Genomic DNA, 18,887 nt, shown 5'->3' with positions numbered 1-18,887 from the left:
AGACATCGTGGACTGCGCCGCGTGCGGGCGGCCGGGGCTGCCCGAGGCGCGGTTCTGCCCGTACTGCGGTGAACAGGTCGCGGCTGACGACCAGTCGGAGACCCGACGCGTCGTCTCCGTGGTCTTCTGTGACCTGGTCGGCTCGACGGCGCTCAGCGAACGCCTGGACCCCGAGCCGCTGCGCGCCGTCGTCGGGCGCTACTACGAGCGGATGCGGCGTGCCCTGGAGCGGCACGGCGGGACGGTGGAGAAGTTCATCGGGGACGCGGTCGTCGGTGTGTTCGGCGTCCCCGAACTGCACGAGGACGACGCCCTGCAGGCGGTCCGGGCAGCCGTGGCGATGTGCCGGCAGGCCGAACTGCTCGATCATGAGCTGTCCGAGCGGCTCGGTGTGCGGATCGCGGTGCGGATCGGAGTGAACACCGGCGAGGTGATGGTCTCCGGGCACGGAGCCCAGGTGCGGGTGAACGGCGAGATGGTGAATGTCGCGGCGCGGCTCCAGCAGACCGCGGCACCGGGGCAGATCGTGATCGGCGGCGCGACCCGCGCGCTGGTCAGCGGGGCCGTCCTGCTCGAACCGCTCGCACCGAAGCAGCTCGCCGGCAAGAGCACACCGGTCCCCGCCTGGCTGGTGCGCGACGTCGACCCCGACGCCGGCGGGATCCAGCGGCGGATGACCGCGCCGCTGGTGGCCCGGGAGGCCGAACTGCGGTTTCTGCGGGGCAACTTCGATCATCTGCGGGACAGCCGGATGGCCAGGATCGTCACGGTCTACGGCGAACCGGGCATCGGGAAGTCACGGCTGGCACACGAGTTCCTCGGCTGGGCACAGAGCTACGCCAAGGTCTTCACGGGACGATGCCCGCCGTTCTCGCAGGGTGTCTCGCTCGGCCCGCTGCTCGGCACCCTCGCCGAGCTGGCTCGCGGCGAGCAGGTCGAGCCGGGACTGCGGGCGGCGGCCGAGGCGCTCGGCGACGGCGCCGTCGACCACACCGCGGACGATGTGCTCTGGGCGGCCCGCAGACTCTTCGAGGCGGCCGCGGCGGAGTGCCCCCTGATCCTCGTACTCGACGACATGCAGTGGGCCAAGCCCCTGCTGCTCGACGTCATCGGGCAGCTCGCCCACTCGCTGCGTGATGTGCCGGTGATGCTGCTCTGCCTGACCCGGCTCGAACTTCTCGACAGCCGCCCGACCTGGTCGGGCGGCATCCTGTCGGCTGCGTCCGCGCTGCTGGCCCCGCTGGACCACGAGGCCGCCGAGAGCCTCGCCCGCAGTCAGTTCGACGTCGCGCTGCACGGCGAGACCGCCGAGGCGACGGTGCGCGGAATCGCGGAACGCTCGGGCGGCAATCCTCTGTACATCGAGCAACTCGTGGGTGCGGTGGGTGACGGCTCCGGCATCGACTCGCTGCCCCTCACCATCCGGGCGCTGATAGCGGCCCGCCTGCAGACCCTCGACGCCCACGAGACCGCCATCCTGCAATGGGCCGCGGTCCACGGCATGGAGTGCACGGCTGAACTGCTCGGAGCCCTGCTCGAACTGGCGGAACTGCAGCCCGCGTTGGACCGGCTCGCGCACCGGCGGCTGCTGGAGGCCGCCGGAGCCGGCGCCTACCGGTTCCACAATCTGCAGATCAGAGAGGTCGCCTATGAGTCCATCACGAAGCGGATCCGGGCCCGGATGCACCAGCGGATCGGCGAGCTGCTCGACGAGCTGCACGGCGAGAAGGCGGCCGACGAGATCGGCGGACACCTCGAACGTGCCCTTGCCTACTTCCACGAACTGGGGAACGCCGAGGCGGCCGAACCGCTCCGGTCCCGGACGGCGGCGGCCCTGCGGACCGCCGCGGGGCAGGAGATGAGCCAGGGCGATCTGCGTACCGCGGCCGATCTGCTGCGCCGTGCCCTCGAAGCGGTGCCCGAGGACGATCCGGCCCGCAGCCCGATGCTGACCGAGCTCGGCACCGCGCTGATGGCCACGACCCGGCTCGACGAGGCACGGACCGCTTACGAGGAGGCGGTCGCGCAGGCCGCCCGGCACGGTGACGGGGCCACGCTGGCCCATGCCCGGCTGGGGCTGGTCCAGCTGCCCACCTCGGAGCTGACCGCCGATCGTCTGCTCCGCCTGGCGTCCGACGCGGTGCCCGTCTTCACCGAGGCGTCCGACGCCAGGGGACTGAGCAAGGCCTACTCACTGATGGGCCAGGTCCACCAGTCCAACGGCCGCTATCTGCGGGCCGTCGAGGCCTTTGAACGCAGCAGGTCCGGTACGGTGCCCGGGGCCGACGATCTGCAGCACGCGCAGAGCATCGGGGGCCTCGCCTTCTCTCTCTGGCGCGGCCCCACACCGGCGCCGCGGGCGATCGAGGAGTGCGAGTCGCTGCTGGCCGGGGTGCCCGCCTCGGGGCGGCTGGTGCGCGTCGCGGCGATGTGTCCCCTCGCCGTACTGCTCGCGAGCAGATCGCAGCTGACGCGGGCCGAGGGGCTGCTGGGCGAAGCCGAGAGGCTGGTCTCGGAGTTCGCCCATGAGTTCGCCAGGATCTCGATCGCGGTCTTCGCCGCCACGGTCAAGACCTTCGGCGGAGATCTGCCGGCGGCCGAGGAGCGCTTGCGGACCGCCTGCACCGCGCTCGGCCGGTTCGGCGGCGTGCAGCACGCCGCGGTGGCCGGCGATCTCATCAGGGTGCTGCTGCGGCTCGGCCGGGCCGCAGAGGCCGTCGACCTCCTGCGCTCGCAGCCGGAATGGCAGCACGACGGCGACTTCCCGGCCGGCTGGTTCGGCGCGCGGGCCCGGGCGGAGCTCGCCCGGGGGAACCCGGAGGCCGCCGAGGCGAGCGTCGAAGTCGCCCTACGGCTCGCCGGCATGACCGATTCCCCGGAGATCCAGGCTGTCGCGCTGCTGGACCAGGCGCATCTGGCGCGAGAACTGGGCCGGGAGCCGGAAGCTCGACGGGCGGCGGATCTGGCGCTGGCCCGGTACCGGGCGAAGGGCCATCTGGCGGGTATCGAACAGGCGGAACGGTTCACCCGAGGGGAGGACCCACGATGACCCCCGGGCGCGGCGGAGCGGAACTCTCCCTGTCCTGGCGGCTCGGCGACGGCCCCGCCGGCACGGCACCGCAGCCGGTGAGCTGGCCGCACCCGATCAGCAAGGAGTGGGCCTGGGGCGACGGCTCGGGCGCCGGGGCCCGGGTCTGCATCCTCGACAGTGGGGTCGAACAGGATCATCCGCAGGTCGGTCCCATCCAGGGGGCGTACGCGGTGCAGGAGACCCAGGGCGGGCAATCGGTCGTCACCGAGGACACCGAAGGCGATGTCTGCGGGCACGGCACGGCGTGCGCCAGCATCATCCGGTCGCTCGCCCCGGCCTGCGAGATCATCAGTGTGCGCGTGCTCGGACTCGGCTACTTCGGCAGCGGCGAGGCGCTGATCACGGGTCTGCGCTGGGCGCTGGAACAGGACTTCGACGTCATCAACATGAGCCTGTCCACCACCAAACCCGAGGTGGCACGGACCCTGTACCACCTGGCCGACGTCGCGTACTTCCGGCGCAACCTGATCGTCGCGTCGGCGCACAATACGCCGATAGAGAGCTTCCCCTGGCGCTTCGCCTCGGTGATCTCCGTCGGCAGCCACAAACAGCCGGACCCGGAGCTGCTGGTGTACAACCCGGCGCCGCCGGTCGAGTTCTTCGCCCGCGGTGACCGGGTGCCGGTCGGCTGGCTGAACGGCGGCGAGATGGTCTGCAGCGGCAACAGCTTCGCCACTCCGCACGTCAGCGGCATGTGCGCGCGCATCCTCGGCGCACACGGCGGCCTGACTCCGTATCAAGTGAAGACGGTGCTTCATCTCATCGCGGGAAACGTCACGGGAGGAACCTGATGGAGGGACAAGACCTCGCCCTGCTGCTCGGCGCGGGCGGCGCCGAGAACGGGCGAGCGCACCGGCTGCTCCTCCAGTCGATCGCGGAGACCACGCGAGCGGCGTGTGTCGCCCAGGCCTGCTCGATCCAGCGGCTCGACATCGCCCGGCGTGAATTCGTCTTCGAGGCGGTCGCGGGACAGGGCGAGGACTCGATGATCGGCCGCAGGTACCCGTCCGACCGGGGGATCGCCGGCTGGACGCTGCTGTCCCGCCAGTCGATCGTGGTGGATGACGTGTCGGTGGAGCCCTCCTTCGCCAAGGACGTCGCCGAATCCACCGGATACGTACCACGGTCGATCGTCGCCTTTCCGCTGATCAAGGACGATGCGCCGGTCGGTGTGATGGAGGTGCTCGACTACGAGCTGGGCGAGGAGCGCGGGATCGGGTGTCTGGAGTTCGTCGCGCCCTTCGCCGGTCAGGCGTCGATCGTGCTGCAGCTCGTCGAGCGCGACAGAACGGTGGGCGAGGCTGTGGAGGCCGACGCCGAGCTGCGTGAACTGGCCGCGCTGACCTCGGCCTTCTCGGCCCTGAGCGAGGAGAAGCGACAGACGGCGGTCCGGCTGCTGCGGCTCATCAGGGAGCTGATGTAGCGGCTGTCCCGGGCAGCTGAGTCGTCCACCAGTCCAGTAGTGCCGCACCGCGGGCGCGCCGGACGGAGGGCGGTGCCGCGCCGACGCTGTGGCCGCAATCCGCCAGTACGGCGAACTCGGCGGGCACACCCTCCTCCACCAGCCGGCCGAACAGCAGCCGGCATTCGGCCGGCGGGCAGCGCCGGTCCAACTCCCCGGCCAGGACGAGCACGGGCGAGGAGTTGTGCAGCGGCACGGTGAGCGGATCCGGACGCTGTCCGGGCCCGGGGCCGCCCCGCCAGTAGCCGTCGGTGACCGGAATGCCCAGATCGCTGCCGGTGCGGTGGAAGTCCCAGCTGACGATGGCGCGTTCCACCACGGCGGCCTTGATCAGCGGTGTCCGGCTCCACAGCAGCGCGGCCAAGTAGCCGCCGTAGGAGACACCGTGCACGCCGACCCGGTCCTGATCGATCCCGGGCAGACCCACCACGGCGTCGAGCGCCGCGGCGACGTCGTCGAGATCGATCGTCCCGGGCCCGCCGAGCAGCGCGGCCGTGAAGTCCTCGCCGCGTCCGGCCGCACCGCGCGGATTCAGATAGAGGCCCGCGTAGCCGTGCGCGGCCAGCCGCTGGACATCGGGCGGGACCGTCCAGCCGGCCTGGGCGCCGGGACCCCCGTGCAGCCAGACCACGAGGGGCGCGGGCTCGGGCCCCTCCGGCGTGACCAGCCAGGCGTCGATCCCCGCGATGTCCAGGGGCCGGAGCCGGGGCGTGCCGTCCGTCTGCCAGGTGGTGGCCGGCGGGACGGGCAGGACGGCCGCCGCGGGCTCGGGCAGCTCTTCGGCGGGCAGGAAGAGTACGTCCTCCGCGGTCGCCCCCGAGCGCACCAGGGCGGCGATCCCGCCGGGCCCGGCGTCGTACGCGTGCACCTCGCAGGGACCGTCGAGCATCCGGCGCTGTCTGCCGGGCCGTTCCGGATCGAGCAGCAGCAGCGGCATCGCGCCGCGGGCCAGTTGCACGGTGACGAGCAGACCGCCCACGGCGGCAAGCCCGTGGGCATAAGAGGTCAGCGGATGGGCGATGTCGCACGCCGCCGGGTCGGTCAACCGGAGTACCCGTTCGCCGGACTCCGGATCGACGGTGTACACGGCTCCGGCACTGCCGCAGCCCGCGGCACGGGTCAGCGCCACGCAGGCGACCGCCCCGCCGGGCAGCGGAAGCGAGGCCGCGGCGACGAGGTCGGGCTCGGTGAGCTGACGTTCGTGGCCGCTGTCCAGGTCGACTCCGAAGAGCTGGGCGCCGAAGTCGCGGAAGCGTTCGTCGTGCCGTTCGGTGACGAAGTGCAGCGTCCGGCCGTCCGGCGCCCAGCTGAGGTGTCGGCAGTCGGTGGGCGACTCGATCACCGTGGGCTTCTCGTCGCCGGGCCCGAAGCCCCCGTAGCCGCCGTAGCCCCGGAAAACATGGACCTGCCGTACGTCCTCGCCGAGCCAGCCACGCCCGTCCAGGTCGAAGCCGAGCCGCCGGGTGCGGTGCAGCGGGCGCGGGCCGTCCGGAAGGGCTGCGCACGACCACGCGAAACCGTTGCCCTGCGGGTGCCACACCGGTGCGCCGCCGGAGATCATCGCAGGTGTGGCCCGGACGGCCGTACCGGCATCCGGATCGATCACCACGCAGACCTGTCCCTCCTCGGCCCGGGCCAGGCCGAGAAGCCTTCGCCCGGTCGGGGCGAACACCAGCTCGGTGCAGCCTGTATCCAGTCTGGTCCAGGCCGCGGATGCGGCGGTCGAGCGGATCCAGGTGGTGGCCCGGTCCCGGTCCGCGGCCGGGTCGGGGGCCACCAGGGTGGCGGCCACGAGCATGCCGTCGGCCGACAGCGCGAGCCCGGTGAGGGCGCCGGCTCCTGCGGGCACCCCCAGGCTCAGCCATCCAGGCGCCGCCTCGGTGAACGGGGAGGGTGGCAAGTCAGAGCCTTTCCGGCAAACCGGTCGGATCGCCTGGTACGGGAATCAGGAGCGGGGTTCTGGCCGTCCGCACGCTCTCCGGGATGAGCGGTTTGAGGCGGTGCGGTTCGCCCGGCGTACGCCGGTTCTCCTGGCCGAGTTCCGCGTACCAGCGGTCGGCGGCCGCGGGGGAGACGTTGTCCCAGGCGTAATGCCGGATGGGCCGCTGCGCGTCGGTCTCGGGGTCCGCCTTGGCGACCTCCGTGGCGCCGTGCAGCAGCCCGGCCTCCTCGACCCGGTTGACGAAGACGGTGAACGGGGTGTCGTCGGTCATGTCCACCTGGTAGGCGACGGAGTAGTCCTCGAGCAGTGCGCGGTAGTGCGGCAATCGGAAGGTGAGATTCCGGCTGGCCGGAACCTTGTCCAGAATCTCTCTGATGTCGAGGCCCCGGTCGCGGCAATAGGCTCGGCCGTCACAGAAGACGGGCCAGCCGCCGCGGATGTTGACGTTGGGGCCGTAGAGGTTCGAGCCGAGCGGTTCGACGATATCGAAGTGGGCCTGCTGATTGGCTCGGAAATCGATACCGTCGCCCATGAAGTTCACGTTGATGCCGTAGCCGTCGAGATCGAACTCGATCGGTTCCAGCGGCAGCCCCGAAGGGTTCAGCTCATCCGGATAGCGCTCGCAGAGACGCTCGAACGCCTGGTCGCAGAGCTCCCGGCGTAAGCGCCGGGTCCATTCGACCGCTTCCGATTCGGCCAGCCCGGCCGCGCGGAAGGTGGGCATCGCATGATGGACCAGGGCCAGCCGCGGGCTCGTCCCGGTGAGCGCCAGACATTGGGTCACGGCATGGACCAGCGCGGCCGACGGATGCCAGGTCAGCTCTCCCGCTTCGGCGAGCAGCAGCGAAGGGGTGATGCGGATCAGGGCCCCGGAGGGCGGCCGTAATCGGTGGAAGCCGCCGTGAGGTTCTGGTGTCGATGGCACACTGACGTGACTAGTGGATCGCCTCATCCGGTGTCAATACCGCCCAACGCCCGCCCTCTAGAGGGCCGTTGACATCGGCTGCCCTCATCCGCGTCCGTCGTGCAGGAGCGCCGTTGACATCCACCGCACCTCTCCTCGCCGTCACCTGGACCGACCCGGTCACCGGCCGCCAGGGCCATCTGGTCATCGACACGCTGGTCCGCGGGGTCGCCAGCGGCGGCTTGCGGATGCGGGCCGGCTGCACCCTCGACGAGGTCGCCGACCTGGCTCGCGGCATGACGATGAAGGAGGCCCTGCACTACGACCCGCAGGCCCGTTATGTGCCGCTCGGCGGCGCGAAGGGCGGCATCGACTGCGATCCGCTGGATCCGCGGGCTCATGGCGTACTGGTGCGCTATCTGCGGGCGATGAGGCCGTACGTGGAGAACTGCTGGGCCCTGGGGGAGGATCTGGGGCTGTCCCAGGACACCGTGGACCAGGCGCTGATGGAGGTCGGAGTGGCCTCCGCGGCGCAGGCGGTCCGGCCCCTGCTGGACGACGAGGAGGCCGCCCGGCAGCGGCTCGCCGACGCGTTCGCCCTGCGGGTCGAGGGCGTCGGGCTCGGTGAGTTGGTGGGCGGCTGCGGGGTGGCCGAGTCGGTGCTGGTCGGGCTGGAACGGGCCGGCCGGGCTTACGAGGACACCCGGGTGGCCATCCAGGGCTTCGGGACGATGGGAGGGGCGACCGGCCGGTTTCTGGCGCAGGCGGGGCTGAGGGTCGTCGCGGTCGCGGACGTCAAGGGAACGATCGTCAACGCGGACGGCCTCGACGTCGAGCGGCTGCTCGCTGCGCGAGATGCGCACGGCACCGTGGACCGAGAGTGCCTACGGCCCGGCGACGCCGAACGGGAGGGCGAGGCCTGGCTGTCGGCGGACGCGGAGGTGCTGGTGCCGGCCGCGGTCTCGTACTGCATCGACGATACGAACGAGGCACGGATACGGGCCCGGTGGATCGTCGAGGCCGCAAACCTCCCGGTGCTGCCGTCGTCCGAGCGGCGGCTGGGAGCCCGCGGCATCACCGTGCTGCCGGACGTCATCGTGAACTCCGCGACCAACGCCTGGTGGTGGTGGACGCTGTTCGGCGATCTGGAGGCTGACGTGGAGCAGACCTTCAGGCACATCAGGCGCTCGATGCGGCGGTTGATCGACGAGGTGCTGCGGCGGGCCGACCGGGAGGGTGTGACGCCACGCGCGGCGGCGCACGGACTGGCGGGGGAGCGGCTGCCGGTGATCGCCGGCCGGTACGGGCGGTACGCGGTGTCAGGAGAGCGCGGCCCTCATGCGCTCGCCGACACCTCGCGCGGCGTCGGCGGTCAGGCCGATCAGAGAGACCCGTACCGCGGGTTCCCCGGCCCCGAAGGCGGCCCCGGGTGAGGCCACGATGCCGACTGCTGCGAGCGCGGAGAGCGCATACGGCTCCGGTACCGGCACGGGCAGCAGCACATGCGGCCCGGCTCCCCCGTCCGGGCGACCGGCCCCGGCGAGAAAGGCCGAACGGACGGCCTCGAGCTCGCGGAGCGGCGCCCGCAACAGGGACAGCCCGCCGTCCTCGATGAAATGGGCCCAGGTGCGTTGCCAGAAGGGCGGTGGCACCGGCATGCCCGGCGGCGGCCAGGAGACGGCCTCGGTGTCGTCACGTATCACCCAGCCGATACCGGCGCCGGGTCCGGCGAGTTTGTGCAGCGTTCCGACCCGGACCACGCCCGGCGGCAGTTCGGCGGGTCCCGCGTACCACGCGTAGGCGGAGTTGCAGATGACCCGGACCCCGCGGTCGACAGCCGCGGCGAGGTCGTCCAGGAACCGCCTGTCGGGTTGCCGCCCGTCGGGATTCCGGCAGGGGACGGTGACCCAGAGCGCCGATCCCCGGGGAGCCTCGGTGATCTGCTCCCATCGGCTCGACCGCACGGGAATCCCGTGGGAGGCCAGCACATCGGGCACCCCCAGAAAGGTCGGGCGTTCGACCAGCACGGGGCTGCAGGTGCGCACCAGGGCGGCCGCGGACGCTCGCACGCCCGAGGTGACCACCAACTGCCCGGCCGACACGCCGAGTTCGCTCGCGAGCTGCTCCCGCAGGAGCGGATCACCCTCCTGCGGCACCCAGCACGACGGATCGGTGGCCGCACCGGCCCGGCTCATCGCCCGCCGCCAGAGCCGAACCGCGGCATCCGGCCACCGCGGCCATTCCCCACCGAGGTCGAACAGTTCGGCCATGGCGCGAGCCTCTGTCCTTCGCGCCCGGGTGTCAACGTCGCTTCGTTCCCGACCGGGAGCGATTCGTCCTTGTCTTCCCTCCGGTGCACGTATCCCGGAAACCGGTGCTCCGGCTCAGGAATTGGCCTTGACGAACTTTCGGGTGCCGAGCGTCAGCGAGCCCATGACCAGTACGACGGCGACAATGGCACCGCCCAGCACCGAGCCGGTCGCGTAGTGGCCGGCGAAGAGGTCGCGCATGGCGTCGACGATGTACCGGAACGGGCTGAGGCGGGACAGAACGGAGAGCCAATCCGGAGCGAACGTCATAGGCAGGAGGATGCCGGAGAGCAGCATCAGCGGAAGGACCACGGTATTGATCACCGGGGCGAAGAGGTACTCCGTCGGCAGGCTCAGCGCCAGCAGGTACGACAGTGAGGCCAGACTGATGGCGAGCGCCAGAACCAGAACGAACCCGGCCACCACACCCAGCAACGGGGCCCGCAGCCCGAACCCGACGGAGACCAGGGTCAGCAGGAGTGCCTGGAAGAGCATGACCACGGCGTCCCGCATGACCCGGCCGAGCAGCAGGGCCAGTCGGCTGACCGGCGTCACCCGCATGCGTTCGATGACCCCGGCGCGCATGTCCGGGATCAGGTTGAACCCGGCGTATCCGGCCCCGAACAGGCCGAGTTGGACGAGCAGTCCCGGCACGTACTCCTGCCAGGCGTTGTGCCCGGACGCGTTGGGCAGCGCTTTCTCCAGCATCGGGCCGAACAGCAACAGATAGAGCACCGGCTGCACCATGCCGATGACGACGCTCATCTTGTTCTTCAGCGTGGTGTCCATGTGCCGCCGGAAGATGAGCAGCGAGTCGTTGATTACCTGCACGACAAGTCCTTTCAGACGCTCAGGGGCTGCGGGGCCGCCGTGTCCAGCGAGCGGCCGGTGATGGACAGGAAGACGTCGTCCAGCGTGGGGCGGACCACTTGGATGGAGGTCGGTTCGACGTCGACGCCGTCGAGCGTGCGCAGGAACTCCAGCAGCACGCGGTCGTTGTGCTCCACCGTCAGCCGCAGGGTCTCGCCGTCGACCTGGACGTCGCGGACGGCGGGGTGCTCGGCGAGCGCGGTTCCGGCCCGGGCGGCCCCGGAGAGCAGCTCCATGGTGACGACGTCGTACCCCAGCTGCTGCTTGAGGTTGGCCGGGCTGTCCTCGGCGACGATCCGGCCGCGGTCGATGATCAGCACCCGGTCGCAGAGCGCGTCGGCCTCGTCCAGGTAGTGCGTGCTCAGGAACACAGTGGTGCCGTGGCTCTCCCGGACCTCGCGGACGTGGTCCCACAACATGCTGCGGCTCTGCGGGTCGAGCGCGGCGCTGGGCTCGTCGAGGAAGAGCACCTCGGGCTTGTGGACCAGGCCGAGGGCGATGTCCAGCCGGCGGCGCTGCCCGCCGGAGAGCGTGATGGTCGGGCGTTCCGCGAGCCCGGTCAGGTCGAGTTCCCCGAGTAACCGGTCCGCGCGGCGTACCGCGTCGGCCTGGGACATCTGGTAGAGCCGTCCCTGCAGGATCATCTCGCTGCGCACCGAGGCCGCGGGTGAGGTGCCACCGGACTGCGCGACGTAGCCGATCTTGCGGCGGACTCCCTGCGGATCGGTGCGCAGGTCGCATCCGGCCACGCGGGCGCTGCCGGACGTGGGCTGCAGCAGCGTGGTGAGCATGCGCAGCGTGGTGGTCTTTCCGGCACCGTTCTGGCCCAGGAAGCCGACGATCTCGCCCGGCGAGACATGGAAGCTCACGCCGGTGACGGCCTGGACCCCGCCTTTCTTGTTCTTGTACGTCTTCGACAGGTCTTCCGCTTCGATCATGTTCACGGCTTCTCCTCAGTGGGCTGGTCTGCCGGTTCGGCCCGCTCGACGTCGGCGGCCGGTCCGGAATCGGAGATGTCGGCCACGTCTTTCTCGAACTGCTCGAGCCAGCGCAGTTCGGCGTCCAGTTGCATTTCCCGGCGGCGGAACATCGCCGCGTCGAACGCGGTGATCAGGCCCTGCTCGGTGAGGCGTCGGCATTCGGCGGCAACGCCGTCGCGACTGACAGCGAGCACCTCGCGGCGCCCGGCGAGCAGAGCGAGCATCTCCGCGCGGTCCCCTACCCGGCCGAAGAGCAGCGCGACTCCCAGCGGGTCCGGGCCGAAGTGCAGTTGGGAGATGGCCTTCCCCCGGAGGGTGCGCAGTTCGGTCCGACCGTCCTCGGTGATCCGGTAGACGGTCCGGACGGGGCGGCGTCCGACCTGCTCGGTGCGGACGGCCTCGACGAGGTCTTGCGTCTCCATCGTGCGCAGTTCGCGGTGCAGAGCACCGATGCTGACGCCGCCCCAGGTCTGGACGTTGCTGCGCTCGGCCTGTCTGCGGATTTCGTGGCCGTGCTGCGGGCCGCCGCTCTCGAGCAGTCCCAACACCACAAGGCGAGATAGATTCATGCTTCTAGCTTCACTGAACTAGATTCATGTTGTCAATCGGACTCGACCGTCAACTCCGGTTCGAGGGGGCCTCGAGCTGTGCGCACCACGCTGGGGCCGCCTGTCCGGGCACCGGGGGCGGGTACCAGGGCGCCGGACGCCCGTGTGGACCGGCGACCTCGTCAACGCAATCAATCAGGGAAGTGAGAGATGGCGGCAACCGTCGAACCAGTACCCGAGGTCCCGCCTCTGATCTGGGCCGATTCCGAGCCGGACGGCGCTCTGCTGGAGCCGCCGCTGACCCGCGCCGAGATCACCGCGGCGCTGCTGAGGATCGCCGACGCCGAGGGGCTTGCCGCGGTGTCGGTCGAGCGCGTCACGACGGAACTCGGCACCGCCGGCCCCTCGCTGGGGCTCCACATCCGACGTCCCGGCGACCTGGACGACCTGCTGCTCGACGGCGTCTTCGCCGAACTGGTCCCCTCATGGAGTGAGTCGGGGGAGTGGCGGGCGGATCTGCGCGCGGGCGCGTTCCAGCTGGGCGAGGCCATCCGGCGCCATCCGTGGTTCGCCCGGCTGACCTTCCGTCGGCCGCTCTTCGGCCCCCGGGCGCTGAGCTGGCTGGAGCACACCATGGCGGTGCTGGAGCGTGCCGGCTTGGATGTCACCGTGGCGGCGGCCTACGCGGCCATCGTCACCGGCCACGTGATGGGGACGGCGATGTGCGAGGCCGAGGAGGCGGAGATGGAGCGCGTCCGGGCCGGCACCAGGAGTACCCACGAGAGGCATTTCGACGTGGCGGCTTTCCTGGACGGCCTTGTCGCGGGCGGCCGGTACCCGACGTTCTCCCGTTTCCTTCGGGCCGGGGCGCGGCACTTGACCGTCGATGAGAGTTTCGAGATCAGCCTGGATGCCCTGCTGGACGGTCTGGCCCTCCGGGTCGAACGAGCCTGACGGGCGAAGTCGAAGGACCCGGCCGCGTCGCGGCCGGGTCCTTTCGTTTGTCGACGGAACATCATCTCCAGATTCTGTTGAATCTGGAACGGCCGAGGTGTTTTCGTGTAATCGGCCGGTAAGGAGGAGGTCAATCATGTGTATTGGCTATGGGAATTTTAAGTAGTTAAGTATCGGTTTTTATCGAAGTTGGTTCATTCTGCAGAGAAATCCTGACAGTCGATTATCTCAAAGGTGCCTCGAGTGTCCCTTGAGGAGTGATTGATTCTAATAATCACACAAACTTCTTGATCTGCTCTGGTGTCTGGTATAGCGTCGTTGGTGGACGGGGGATTCTTGATCGGGTGGGTTGGGCTGCTTTTTGGGTGCCGCTCGGGCTGTACCCCAGTCAATAAGGACCGCGATCCCCAATAGATGGTCTCACGTTGATGGAGGGGCTTGGAATGTCAATGGAGTCGACGAATATGGCAGAGGTGGCCATGTCTGTCCTGGGCCCGTTGCAGTTCAGCATTAATGGCATTGATGTCACTCCTACCGCTCCGAAGCAGATGCAGGTCCTCGCGCTCATGGCCCTTAATGAAGGGCAAGTCGTGACGGCATCAAGCTTTGTTGACGAATTATGGGCGGAGCGTCCGCCCCGGAGTGCGAAAACAACCCTGCAGACATACATCCTGCATCTTCGGAAGCTCATCTCGAATGCGTTCAAGGATGATTCCACAGTGGTGCGGGATATCTTGCTGACCCGGCAGGGTGGCTATCTCCTGCGGCTGCCCATGGCCCCCTTCGACCTTCGTCAATTCAGCGAACTCTCGACCCAGGGGCGAATCGCTCTTTCGCAGGGGGATCCGCAGCGTGGGTCCTGTCTTCTGCGCAAGGCGTTAGGTTTCTGGCGAGGCCCCGCTCTGGTGGATGTGCCGATCGGCTCCATACTCGAGCCGAAGGTGCGGGGGCTTCAGACGCAGCAGCAGATCGCGCTGGAATGCAGGATCGAGGCCGACTTGCAGATGGGCAGGTATGACGACGCCATCGTCGATCTGGTCACGCTGACCGGCCAGCAGCCCCTCAACGAGAACATTCATGAACAGTACATGCGTGCGCTTCATCTGGCGGGGCGGCGCTCGGAGGCTCTCGGCGTATTCCACCGGCTTCGGAAGAATCTGATGGACGAACTCGGTCTGGAGCCCTCCCAGCAGGTGCAGAGGACCCAGCAGGTGGTCCTCAGCTCGGCATCGCCGCGTGACGACAGCGCCGGATACGGCTGGGGGGCGGCTCCCTGGGCGTTCAACCGGCATCCGGGGCCGAGTGCCGCCTAAGGGCTGCCGAGCGGTGTGGCCCAAGCCGCATGCCGCTCCCGCGCCGTGAGCCCCAGCTCGGGGTGTGGGAGCCGCTCACGTGCCGGCGGCCGTGTCGCTGTCCGGGCCGCTCTCAAGTCGCTGTCAAGGGCGGTCGACGACCCTCGGATCCTCTCGTGTTCCGCGCAGGCGAGGAGGATCCCATGCCAAGCGAACAGCCGGTACGGCTCTACTGTTTCGCGCATGCCGGGGCGGGCGTCTCGGCGTTCCACGGTTGGGCGGCGAGCGTCGGGCCCGGCGTGGAGCCGATCCCGGTGCTGCTGCCCGGCCGTGACCGACGGCGCCGCGAACCCCGGGTCACCACCCGTGAGGCGCTGCTCGACGATGTGATGCGCCTGTTCACCGGTGCGCCGACAGCCCCGTTCGTCCTGTACGGGCACAGCCTCGGCGCCCTCGTCGCCTACACGATCGTCCGTGCCCTGCACGAGGCGGGTCGGCCCGGTCCCGCGCTGCTGGCGGTCGGCGCCTGCCCGCCCCCGCACATGCCGCCCGAACCGGCGTACGCCCTCGGCGTACCGGATGCCGAACTCCTGCGCACGCTGAACCAGATGGGCGTGGTACCACCTGGCACGCCCGGCACAGGCACCGGGGGAATCTGGGACCGTGCCGTGAAACCGGTGCTTCGTGATGATCTGGCGCTCGCGAGAGCACTGCGCGCTGCGGCGTGCACACCGTCGCCGGCCGGCCCGCTCACCACGCCCTTGCTCGTCGTCGCCGCGGACGACGATCCGACGGTGTCGCCCGCGGCTGCGGAGGGCTGGAGCCGTTGGAGCGAGGAGCCCACGAGTCTGCGCACGGTCTCAGGTGGCCACTTCTTCGTGCGCGGCCAGGAACTGCCCCGGCTTCTCGGGCAGGCATGCCACGCGGTGCGCCGGGCAGGGCGAGTGACTCGTACGGGGAATTGACCGACACGAGGGCCCGGGACTACTGCAGCGCGGCCGGACGCGGACGGTTCGGGACGTCCGTCGCGGCGCGCACACGGAACCCGGCGCCCTCCGCTCCGGCCTGGGTTCATTCGTTCTTCGAGCGTTTCTTGTCCGCTCCCGTGCACGCTCCTTCCTTGGTCCGGGCCCCTTCCCGCCCGGCCGCCGACGCCCCAAGTCTCTGTCCACGACCGCCTGGAGTGACATGTCCCGTCATCTGTTCACCTCGGAATCCGTCACCGAGGGACACCCCGACAAGATCGCCGACCGGATCAGCGACACCATCCTCGACGCCCTGCTGCGCGAGGACCCCCTCTCCCGCGTCGCCGTGGAGACCCTGATCACGACCGGTCAGGTGCACGTCGCCGGTGAAGTCACCACCAGCGCGTACGCGCCGATCGCCCAGCTCGTGCGGGACGCCGTACTCGCCATCGGCTACGACTCCTCCGCCAAGGGCTTCGACGGCACCTCATGCGGCGTCTCCGTCTCCATCGGCGCACAGTCCCCGGATATCGCGCGGGGAGTCGACACGGCGTACGAGCAGCGGGTCGAGGGGGAGAGCCAGGCATTGGACGGGCAGGGCGCGGGCGACCAGGGCCTGATGTTCGGTTATGCGACCGACGAGACCCCGAACCTGATGCCCCTGCCCATCGAGCTGGCCCACCGGCTCTCCCGCCGCCTGACCGACGTCCGCAAGGACGGCACCGTTCCGTATCTCCGGCCGGACGGCAAGACCCAGGTCACCATCGAGTACCAGGGCGGCCGTCCGGTACGACTGGACACCGTCGTCGTCTCCGCACAGCACGCACCCGGCATCGACCTGGACGGCCTGCTCGTCCCCGACGTCCGCGAGCACGTGGTCGGCAGCGTCCTGGGCCGACTCGCCGAGGACGGCATCAAGCTGGAGACCGAGGGCTACCGCCTGCTGGTGAACCCGACCGGCCGCTTCGAGATCGGCGGCCCGATGGGCGACGCCGGCCTCACCGGCCGCAAGATCATCATCGACACGTACGGCGGCATGTCCCGGCACGGCGGCGGCGCTTTCTCCGGCAAGGACCCGTCCAAGGTCGACCGCTCCGCCGCGTACGCGATGCGCTGGGTCGCGAAGAACGTCGTCGCCGCGGGCCTCGCCTCGCGCTGCGAGGTCCAGGTCGCCTACGCCATCGGCAAGGCCGAGCCGGTCGGCCTGTTCGTCGAGACCTTCGGCACCGAGTCGGTCCCGGTGGACCGAATCCAGCAGGCCGTCACCGAGGTCTTCGACCTCCGCCCGGCCGCCATCATCCGTGACCTCGACCTGCTCCGCCCGATCTACGCCCAGACAGCCGCGTACGGCCACTTCGGTCGTGAACTCCCCGACTTCACCTGGGAACGCACCGACCGCGCCCAGCACCTCAAGCGCGCTGCGGTCGCCTGAACCCCGTACCGGAACCCACGATCCGAAAGGAGTACGCATGCGCATAGCCGTGACAGGATCCATCGCCACCGACCATCTGATGGTGTTTCCCGGCCGGTTCGCGGACCAGTTGCTCCCCGACCAACTGGCACACCTCTCGCTCTCCTTCCTCGTCGACCGGCTCGACGTGCGACGCGGCGGAGTCGCGGCCAACATCGCCTTCGGACTCGGCGTCCTCGGGCTGAACCCGATCCTCGTCGGGACGGTGGGCAGCGATTTCGCCGGATACGAGATCTGGCTGAAGGAACACGGCGTCGACACCACCGGCGTGCGGGTCTCCGCCCGACGGCAGACCGCCCGTTTCGTCTGCGTCACCGACGAGGACGCCAACCAGATCGCCGCCTTCTACGCGGGCGCGATGGCCGAGGCCGCCGAGATCGACCTGGGGGACCTCACCACCGCGGGCACCGGGCCAGAACTGGTCCTCATCTCGCCCAACGATCCGGCCGCCATGCTGCGCCACACCCTCGATTGCCGCGCGTTGGGCATCCCGTTCGCCGCGGACCCCTCGCAGCAGCTCGCCCGGCTGGACGGCGCCCAGGCGCGCGAGCTGGTCGCCGGGTCCACATGGCTGTTCACCAACGAATACGAGGCCGCCCTGCTCCAGGAGCGCACCGGTTGCGACAGGAACGAGATCCTCTCGACCACCGGAACCTGGGTCACCACCCTCGGCGAGCAGGGTGTCCGCATCGACCGAGCCGGGCAGCCGTCCCTCACCGTCCCGGGGATCCCCGACACCGAGGTGGTCGACCCGACCGGAGTGGGGGACGCCTTCCGGGCCGGTTTCCTCGCCGCCGTCGGTCGGCGGCTTCCTCTCGAAACCGCGGCCCGACTGGGCTGCGCACTCGCCTCCGTCGCCCTGGGCACGGTCGGTTCACAGACCTACGAGACCGACTGGGCAACCCTGCTCGGCATCGTGCACCGGGCCTACGGGCCCGAAGCGGCCCAACGCCTTGCGAGTGCGCCGGAGTCGCCGTCATGACCGCCGAGGGCCGGAGGCGAACCGACGCACTCCGAGAAGCGCTCGCCACCCGTGTCGTGGTCGCCGACGGTGCGATGGGCACGATGCTTCAGGCGCAGGACCCGACGCTGGAGGACTTCGAGCAGTTGGAGGGCTGCAACGAGATCCTGAACGTCACCCGTCCCGACATCGTGCGCTCGGTCCATGAGGCGTACTTCGAGGTCGGCGTCGACTGTGTGGAGACGAACACCTTCGGAGCGAACCTCACCGCTCTGGGCGAGTACGACATCCCCGAGCGCATCGCCGAGCTGTCCGAGGCCGGCGCCCGCATCGCCCGCGAGGCGGCCGACGCGTTCGCGGCCCGGGACGGACGCTCGCGCTGGGTACTGGGCTCGATGGGACCCGGTACGAAGCTGCCCACCCTCGGCCACACCACCTTCGGCGCCATCCGGGACGGGTACCAGAGCAACGCCGAGGGTCTGCTCGCCGGTGGCGCCGACGCGCTGATCGTCGAGACGACCCAGGACCTGCTCCAGACCAAGGCGTCCGTGCTGGCCGCTCGCCGGGCCATGGAGACGGCCGGGTACGAAGTCCCGCTGATCGTGTCGGTGACGGTGGAGACGACCGGCACCATGCTGCTGGGTTCGGAGATCGGTGCCGCGCTGACCGCGCTGGAGCCGCTCGGCATCGACCTCATCGGCCTGAACTGCGCGACCGGCCCGGCCGAGATGAGCGAGCACCTGCGCTATCTGGCCCGCCACTCGCGCATCCCGCTGTCCTGCATGCCGAACGCGGGCCTGCCCGTCCTCGGCAAGGACGGCGCCCACTACCCGCTGACCGCGCCGGAACTCGCAGACGCCCAGGAGAACTTCGTACGCGAGTACGGCCTGTCCCTGATCGGCGGTTGCTGCGGCACCACGCCGGAGCACCTGCGCCAGGTGGTCGAGCGGGTGAACGGTGTCACGCCCGCCGTGCGCGATCCGCGGCCCGAGCCGGGTGCGGCCTCGCTCTACCAGACGGTCCCGTTCCGTCAGGACACCGCCTACATGGCGATCGGTGAGCGTACCAACGCCAACGGGTCGAAGAAGTTCCGCGAGGCCATGCTGGAGGGGCGCTGGGACGACTGTGTGGAGATGGC

Annotated in this window: 16 protein-coding genes; 10 read left to right on the top strand and 6 right to left on the bottom strand. The window is 70.0% G+C overall.

Features of this window, described 5'->3' with window-relative positions; all coding sequences use genetic code 11:
- Positions 1-7 precede the first annotated feature (7 nt).
- The 3 genes from ACFYW8_RS07590 to ACFYW8_RS07580 are packed head-to-tail and all read left to right on the top strand — an operon-like array spanning position 8 to position 4,514.
- Entirely contained in the window at positions 8-3,049 is a 3,042-nt protein-coding gene (locus tag ACFYW8_RS07590; protein WP_389068894.1) for an AAA family ATPase, read from the top strand.
- A complete protein-coding gene (locus tag ACFYW8_RS07585) occupies positions 3,046-3,882 on the top strand; it encodes a S8 family serine peptidase (RefSeq protein WP_389068891.1) in 837 nt (278 codons plus the stop codon). The genes ACFYW8_RS07590 and ACFYW8_RS07585 overlap by 4 nt, the downstream gene beginning before the upstream one ends.
- The gene (locus tag ACFYW8_RS07580; RefSeq protein ID WP_389068890.1) at positions 3,882-4,514 is read left to right on the top strand and encodes a GAF domain-containing protein; all 633 of its coding nucleotides are present in this window, start codon (positions 3,882-3,884) and stop codon (positions 4,512-4,514) included. The genes ACFYW8_RS07585 and ACFYW8_RS07580 overlap by 1 nt, the downstream gene beginning before the upstream one ends.
- Here the strand turns inward: ACFYW8_RS07580 and ACFYW8_RS07575 are convergent.
- Together ACFYW8_RS07575 and ACFYW8_RS07570 are read right to left on the bottom strand one after the other, a co-directional pair.
- Positions 4,498-6,453, bottom strand: a complete 1,956-nt coding sequence (locus ACFYW8_RS07575) for a prolyl oligopeptidase family serine peptidase (protein ID WP_389068887.1) — start codon at positions 6,451-6,453, stop codon at positions 4,498-4,500. The two genes, ACFYW8_RS07580 and ACFYW8_RS07575, sit on opposite strands and share 17 nt — an antisense overlap.
- A gap of 1 nt (position 6,454) precedes the next feature.
- The gene (locus ACFYW8_RS07570; RefSeq protein WP_389068885.1) at positions 6,455-7,219 is read right to left on the bottom strand and encodes a hypothetical protein; all 765 of its coding nucleotides are present in this window, start codon (positions 7,217-7,219) and stop codon (positions 6,455-6,457) included.
- A gap of 314 nt (positions 7,220-7,533) precedes the next feature.
- On the opposite strand from ACFYW8_RS07570, the gene ACFYW8_RS07565 reads away from it, so the two are divergent.
- The gene (locus ACFYW8_RS07565; protein ID WP_389068882.1) at positions 7,534-8,832 is read left to right on the top strand and encodes a Glu/Leu/Phe/Val dehydrogenase dimerization domain-containing protein; all 1,299 of its coding nucleotides are present in this window, start codon (positions 7,534-7,536) and stop codon (positions 8,830-8,832) included.
- Here ACFYW8_RS07565 and ACFYW8_RS07560 read toward each other — a convergent pair.
- The 4 genes from ACFYW8_RS07560 to ACFYW8_RS07545 form a co-directional block, all read right to left on the bottom strand.
- Positions 8,719-9,669, bottom strand: coding sequence for an aminotransferase class I/II-fold pyridoxal phosphate-dependent enzyme (locus ACFYW8_RS07560; protein WP_389068879.1), 951 nt, complete (start codon positions 9,667-9,669; stop codon positions 8,719-8,721). The two genes, ACFYW8_RS07565 and ACFYW8_RS07560, sit on opposite strands and share 114 nt — an antisense overlap.
- 114 nt (positions 9,670-9,783) lie before the next feature.
- Positions 9,784-10,539, bottom strand: a complete 756-nt coding sequence (locus tag ACFYW8_RS07555; protein ID WP_389068876.1) for an ABC transporter permease — start codon at positions 10,537-10,539, stop codon at positions 9,784-9,786.
- 11 nt (positions 10,540-10,550) lie between these two features.
- Positions 10,551-11,516, bottom strand: a complete 966-nt coding sequence (locus tag ACFYW8_RS07550) for an ATP-binding cassette domain-containing protein (protein WP_389069601.1) — start codon at positions 11,514-11,516, stop codon at positions 10,551-10,553.
- 2 nt (positions 11,517-11,518) lie between these two features.
- A complete protein-coding gene (locus tag ACFYW8_RS07545; protein ID WP_389068873.1) occupies positions 11,519-12,127 on the bottom strand; it encodes a PadR family transcriptional regulator in 609 nt (202 codons plus the stop codon).
- 189 nt (positions 12,128-12,316) lie between these two features.
- Between ACFYW8_RS07545 and ACFYW8_RS07540 the strand changes: the two genes are divergently transcribed.
- The 6 genes from ACFYW8_RS07540 to ACFYW8_RS07515 all read left to right on the top strand — a co-directional run.
- A complete protein-coding gene (locus tag ACFYW8_RS07540) occupies positions 12,317-13,060 on the top strand; it encodes a TetR/AcrR family transcriptional regulator C-terminal domain-containing protein (RefSeq protein ID WP_389068870.1) in 744 nt (247 codons plus the stop codon).
- A 464-nt stretch (positions 13,061-13,524) separates the two neighbouring features.
- Complete coding sequence (locus ACFYW8_RS07535) at positions 13,525-14,373, top strand: BTAD domain-containing putative transcriptional regulator (protein WP_389068867.1); 849 nt, start codon at positions 13,525-13,527, stop codon at positions 14,371-14,373.
- A 182-nt stretch (positions 14,374-14,555) separates the two neighbouring features.
- Entirely contained in the window at positions 14,556-15,317 is a 762-nt protein-coding gene (locus tag ACFYW8_RS07530; RefSeq protein ID WP_389068864.1) for a thioesterase II family protein, read from the top strand.
- A gap of 223 nt (positions 15,318-15,540) precedes the next feature.
- On the top strand, positions 15,541-16,749 hold the full coding sequence (metK, locus tag ACFYW8_RS07525) for a methionine adenosyltransferase (RefSeq protein WP_389068861.1): 1,209 nt from the start codon (positions 15,541-15,543) through the stop codon (positions 16,747-16,749).
- A 37-nt stretch (positions 16,750-16,786) separates the two neighbouring features.
- Complete coding sequence (locus tag ACFYW8_RS07520; protein ID WP_389068858.1) at positions 16,787-17,770, top strand: carbohydrate kinase family protein; 984 nt, start codon at positions 16,787-16,789, stop codon at positions 17,768-17,770.
- On the top strand, positions 17,767-18,887 hold a 1,121-nt coding region (locus tag ACFYW8_RS07515; protein ID WP_389068857.1), incomplete at its 3' end, for a homocysteine S-methyltransferase family protein. The genes ACFYW8_RS07520 and ACFYW8_RS07515, both read left to right, overlap by 4 nt.

Origin of the sequence: Streptomyces sp. NPDC002742 (assembly GCF_042888885.1) — a bacterium.
In the GTDB taxonomy this organism is placed as follows: domain Bacteria; phylum Actinomycetota; class Actinomycetes; order Streptomycetales; family Streptomycetaceae; genus Streptomyces.
This window is presented reverse-complemented; position numbering and strand designations above follow the sequence as displayed.

Excerpts from the sequence above, each read along its gene's own strand:
- ACFYW8_RS07585 (WP_389068891.1), top strand. The coding sequence starts at position 3,046 with ATGACCCCCGGGCGCGGCGGAGCGGAACTCTCCCTGTCCTGGCGGCTC.
- ACFYW8_RS07580 (WP_389068890.1), top strand. The coding sequence starts at position 3,882 with ATGGAGGGACAAGACCTCGCCCTGCTGCTCGGCGCGGGCGGCGCCGAG.
- ACFYW8_RS07570 (WP_389068885.1), bottom strand. The coding sequence starts at position 7,219 with ATGCCCACCTTCCGCGCGGCCGGGCTGGCCGAATCGGAAGCGGTCGAA.
- ACFYW8_RS07560 (WP_389068879.1), bottom strand. The coding sequence starts at position 9,669 with ATGGCCGAACTGTTCGACCTCGGTGGGGAATGGCCGCGGTGGCCGGAT.
- ACFYW8_RS07550 (WP_389069601.1), bottom strand. The coding sequence starts at position 11,516 with ATGATCGAAGCGGAAGACCTGTCGAAGACGTACAAGAACAAGAAAGGC.
- ACFYW8_RS07545 (WP_389068873.1), bottom strand. The coding sequence starts at position 12,127 with ATGAATCTATCTCGCCTTGTGGTGTTGGGACTGCTCGAGAGCGGCGGC.
- ACFYW8_RS07540 (WP_389068870.1), top strand. The coding sequence starts at position 12,317 with ATGGCGGCAACCGTCGAACCAGTACCCGAGGTCCCGCCTCTGATCTGG.
- ACFYW8_RS07535 (WP_389068867.1), top strand. The coding sequence starts at position 13,525 with ATGGCAGAGGTGGCCATGTCTGTCCTGGGCCCGTTGCAGTTCAGCATT.
- ACFYW8_RS07530 (WP_389068864.1), top strand. The coding sequence starts at position 14,556 with ATGCCAAGCGAACAGCCGGTACGGCTCTACTGTTTCGCGCATGCCGGG.
- metK (WP_389068861.1), top strand. The coding sequence starts at position 15,541 with ATGTCCCGTCATCTGTTCACCTCGGAATCCGTCACCGAGGGACACCCC.
- ACFYW8_RS07520 (WP_389068858.1), top strand. The coding sequence starts at position 16,787 with ATGCGCATAGCCGTGACAGGATCCATCGCCACCGACCATCTGATGGTG.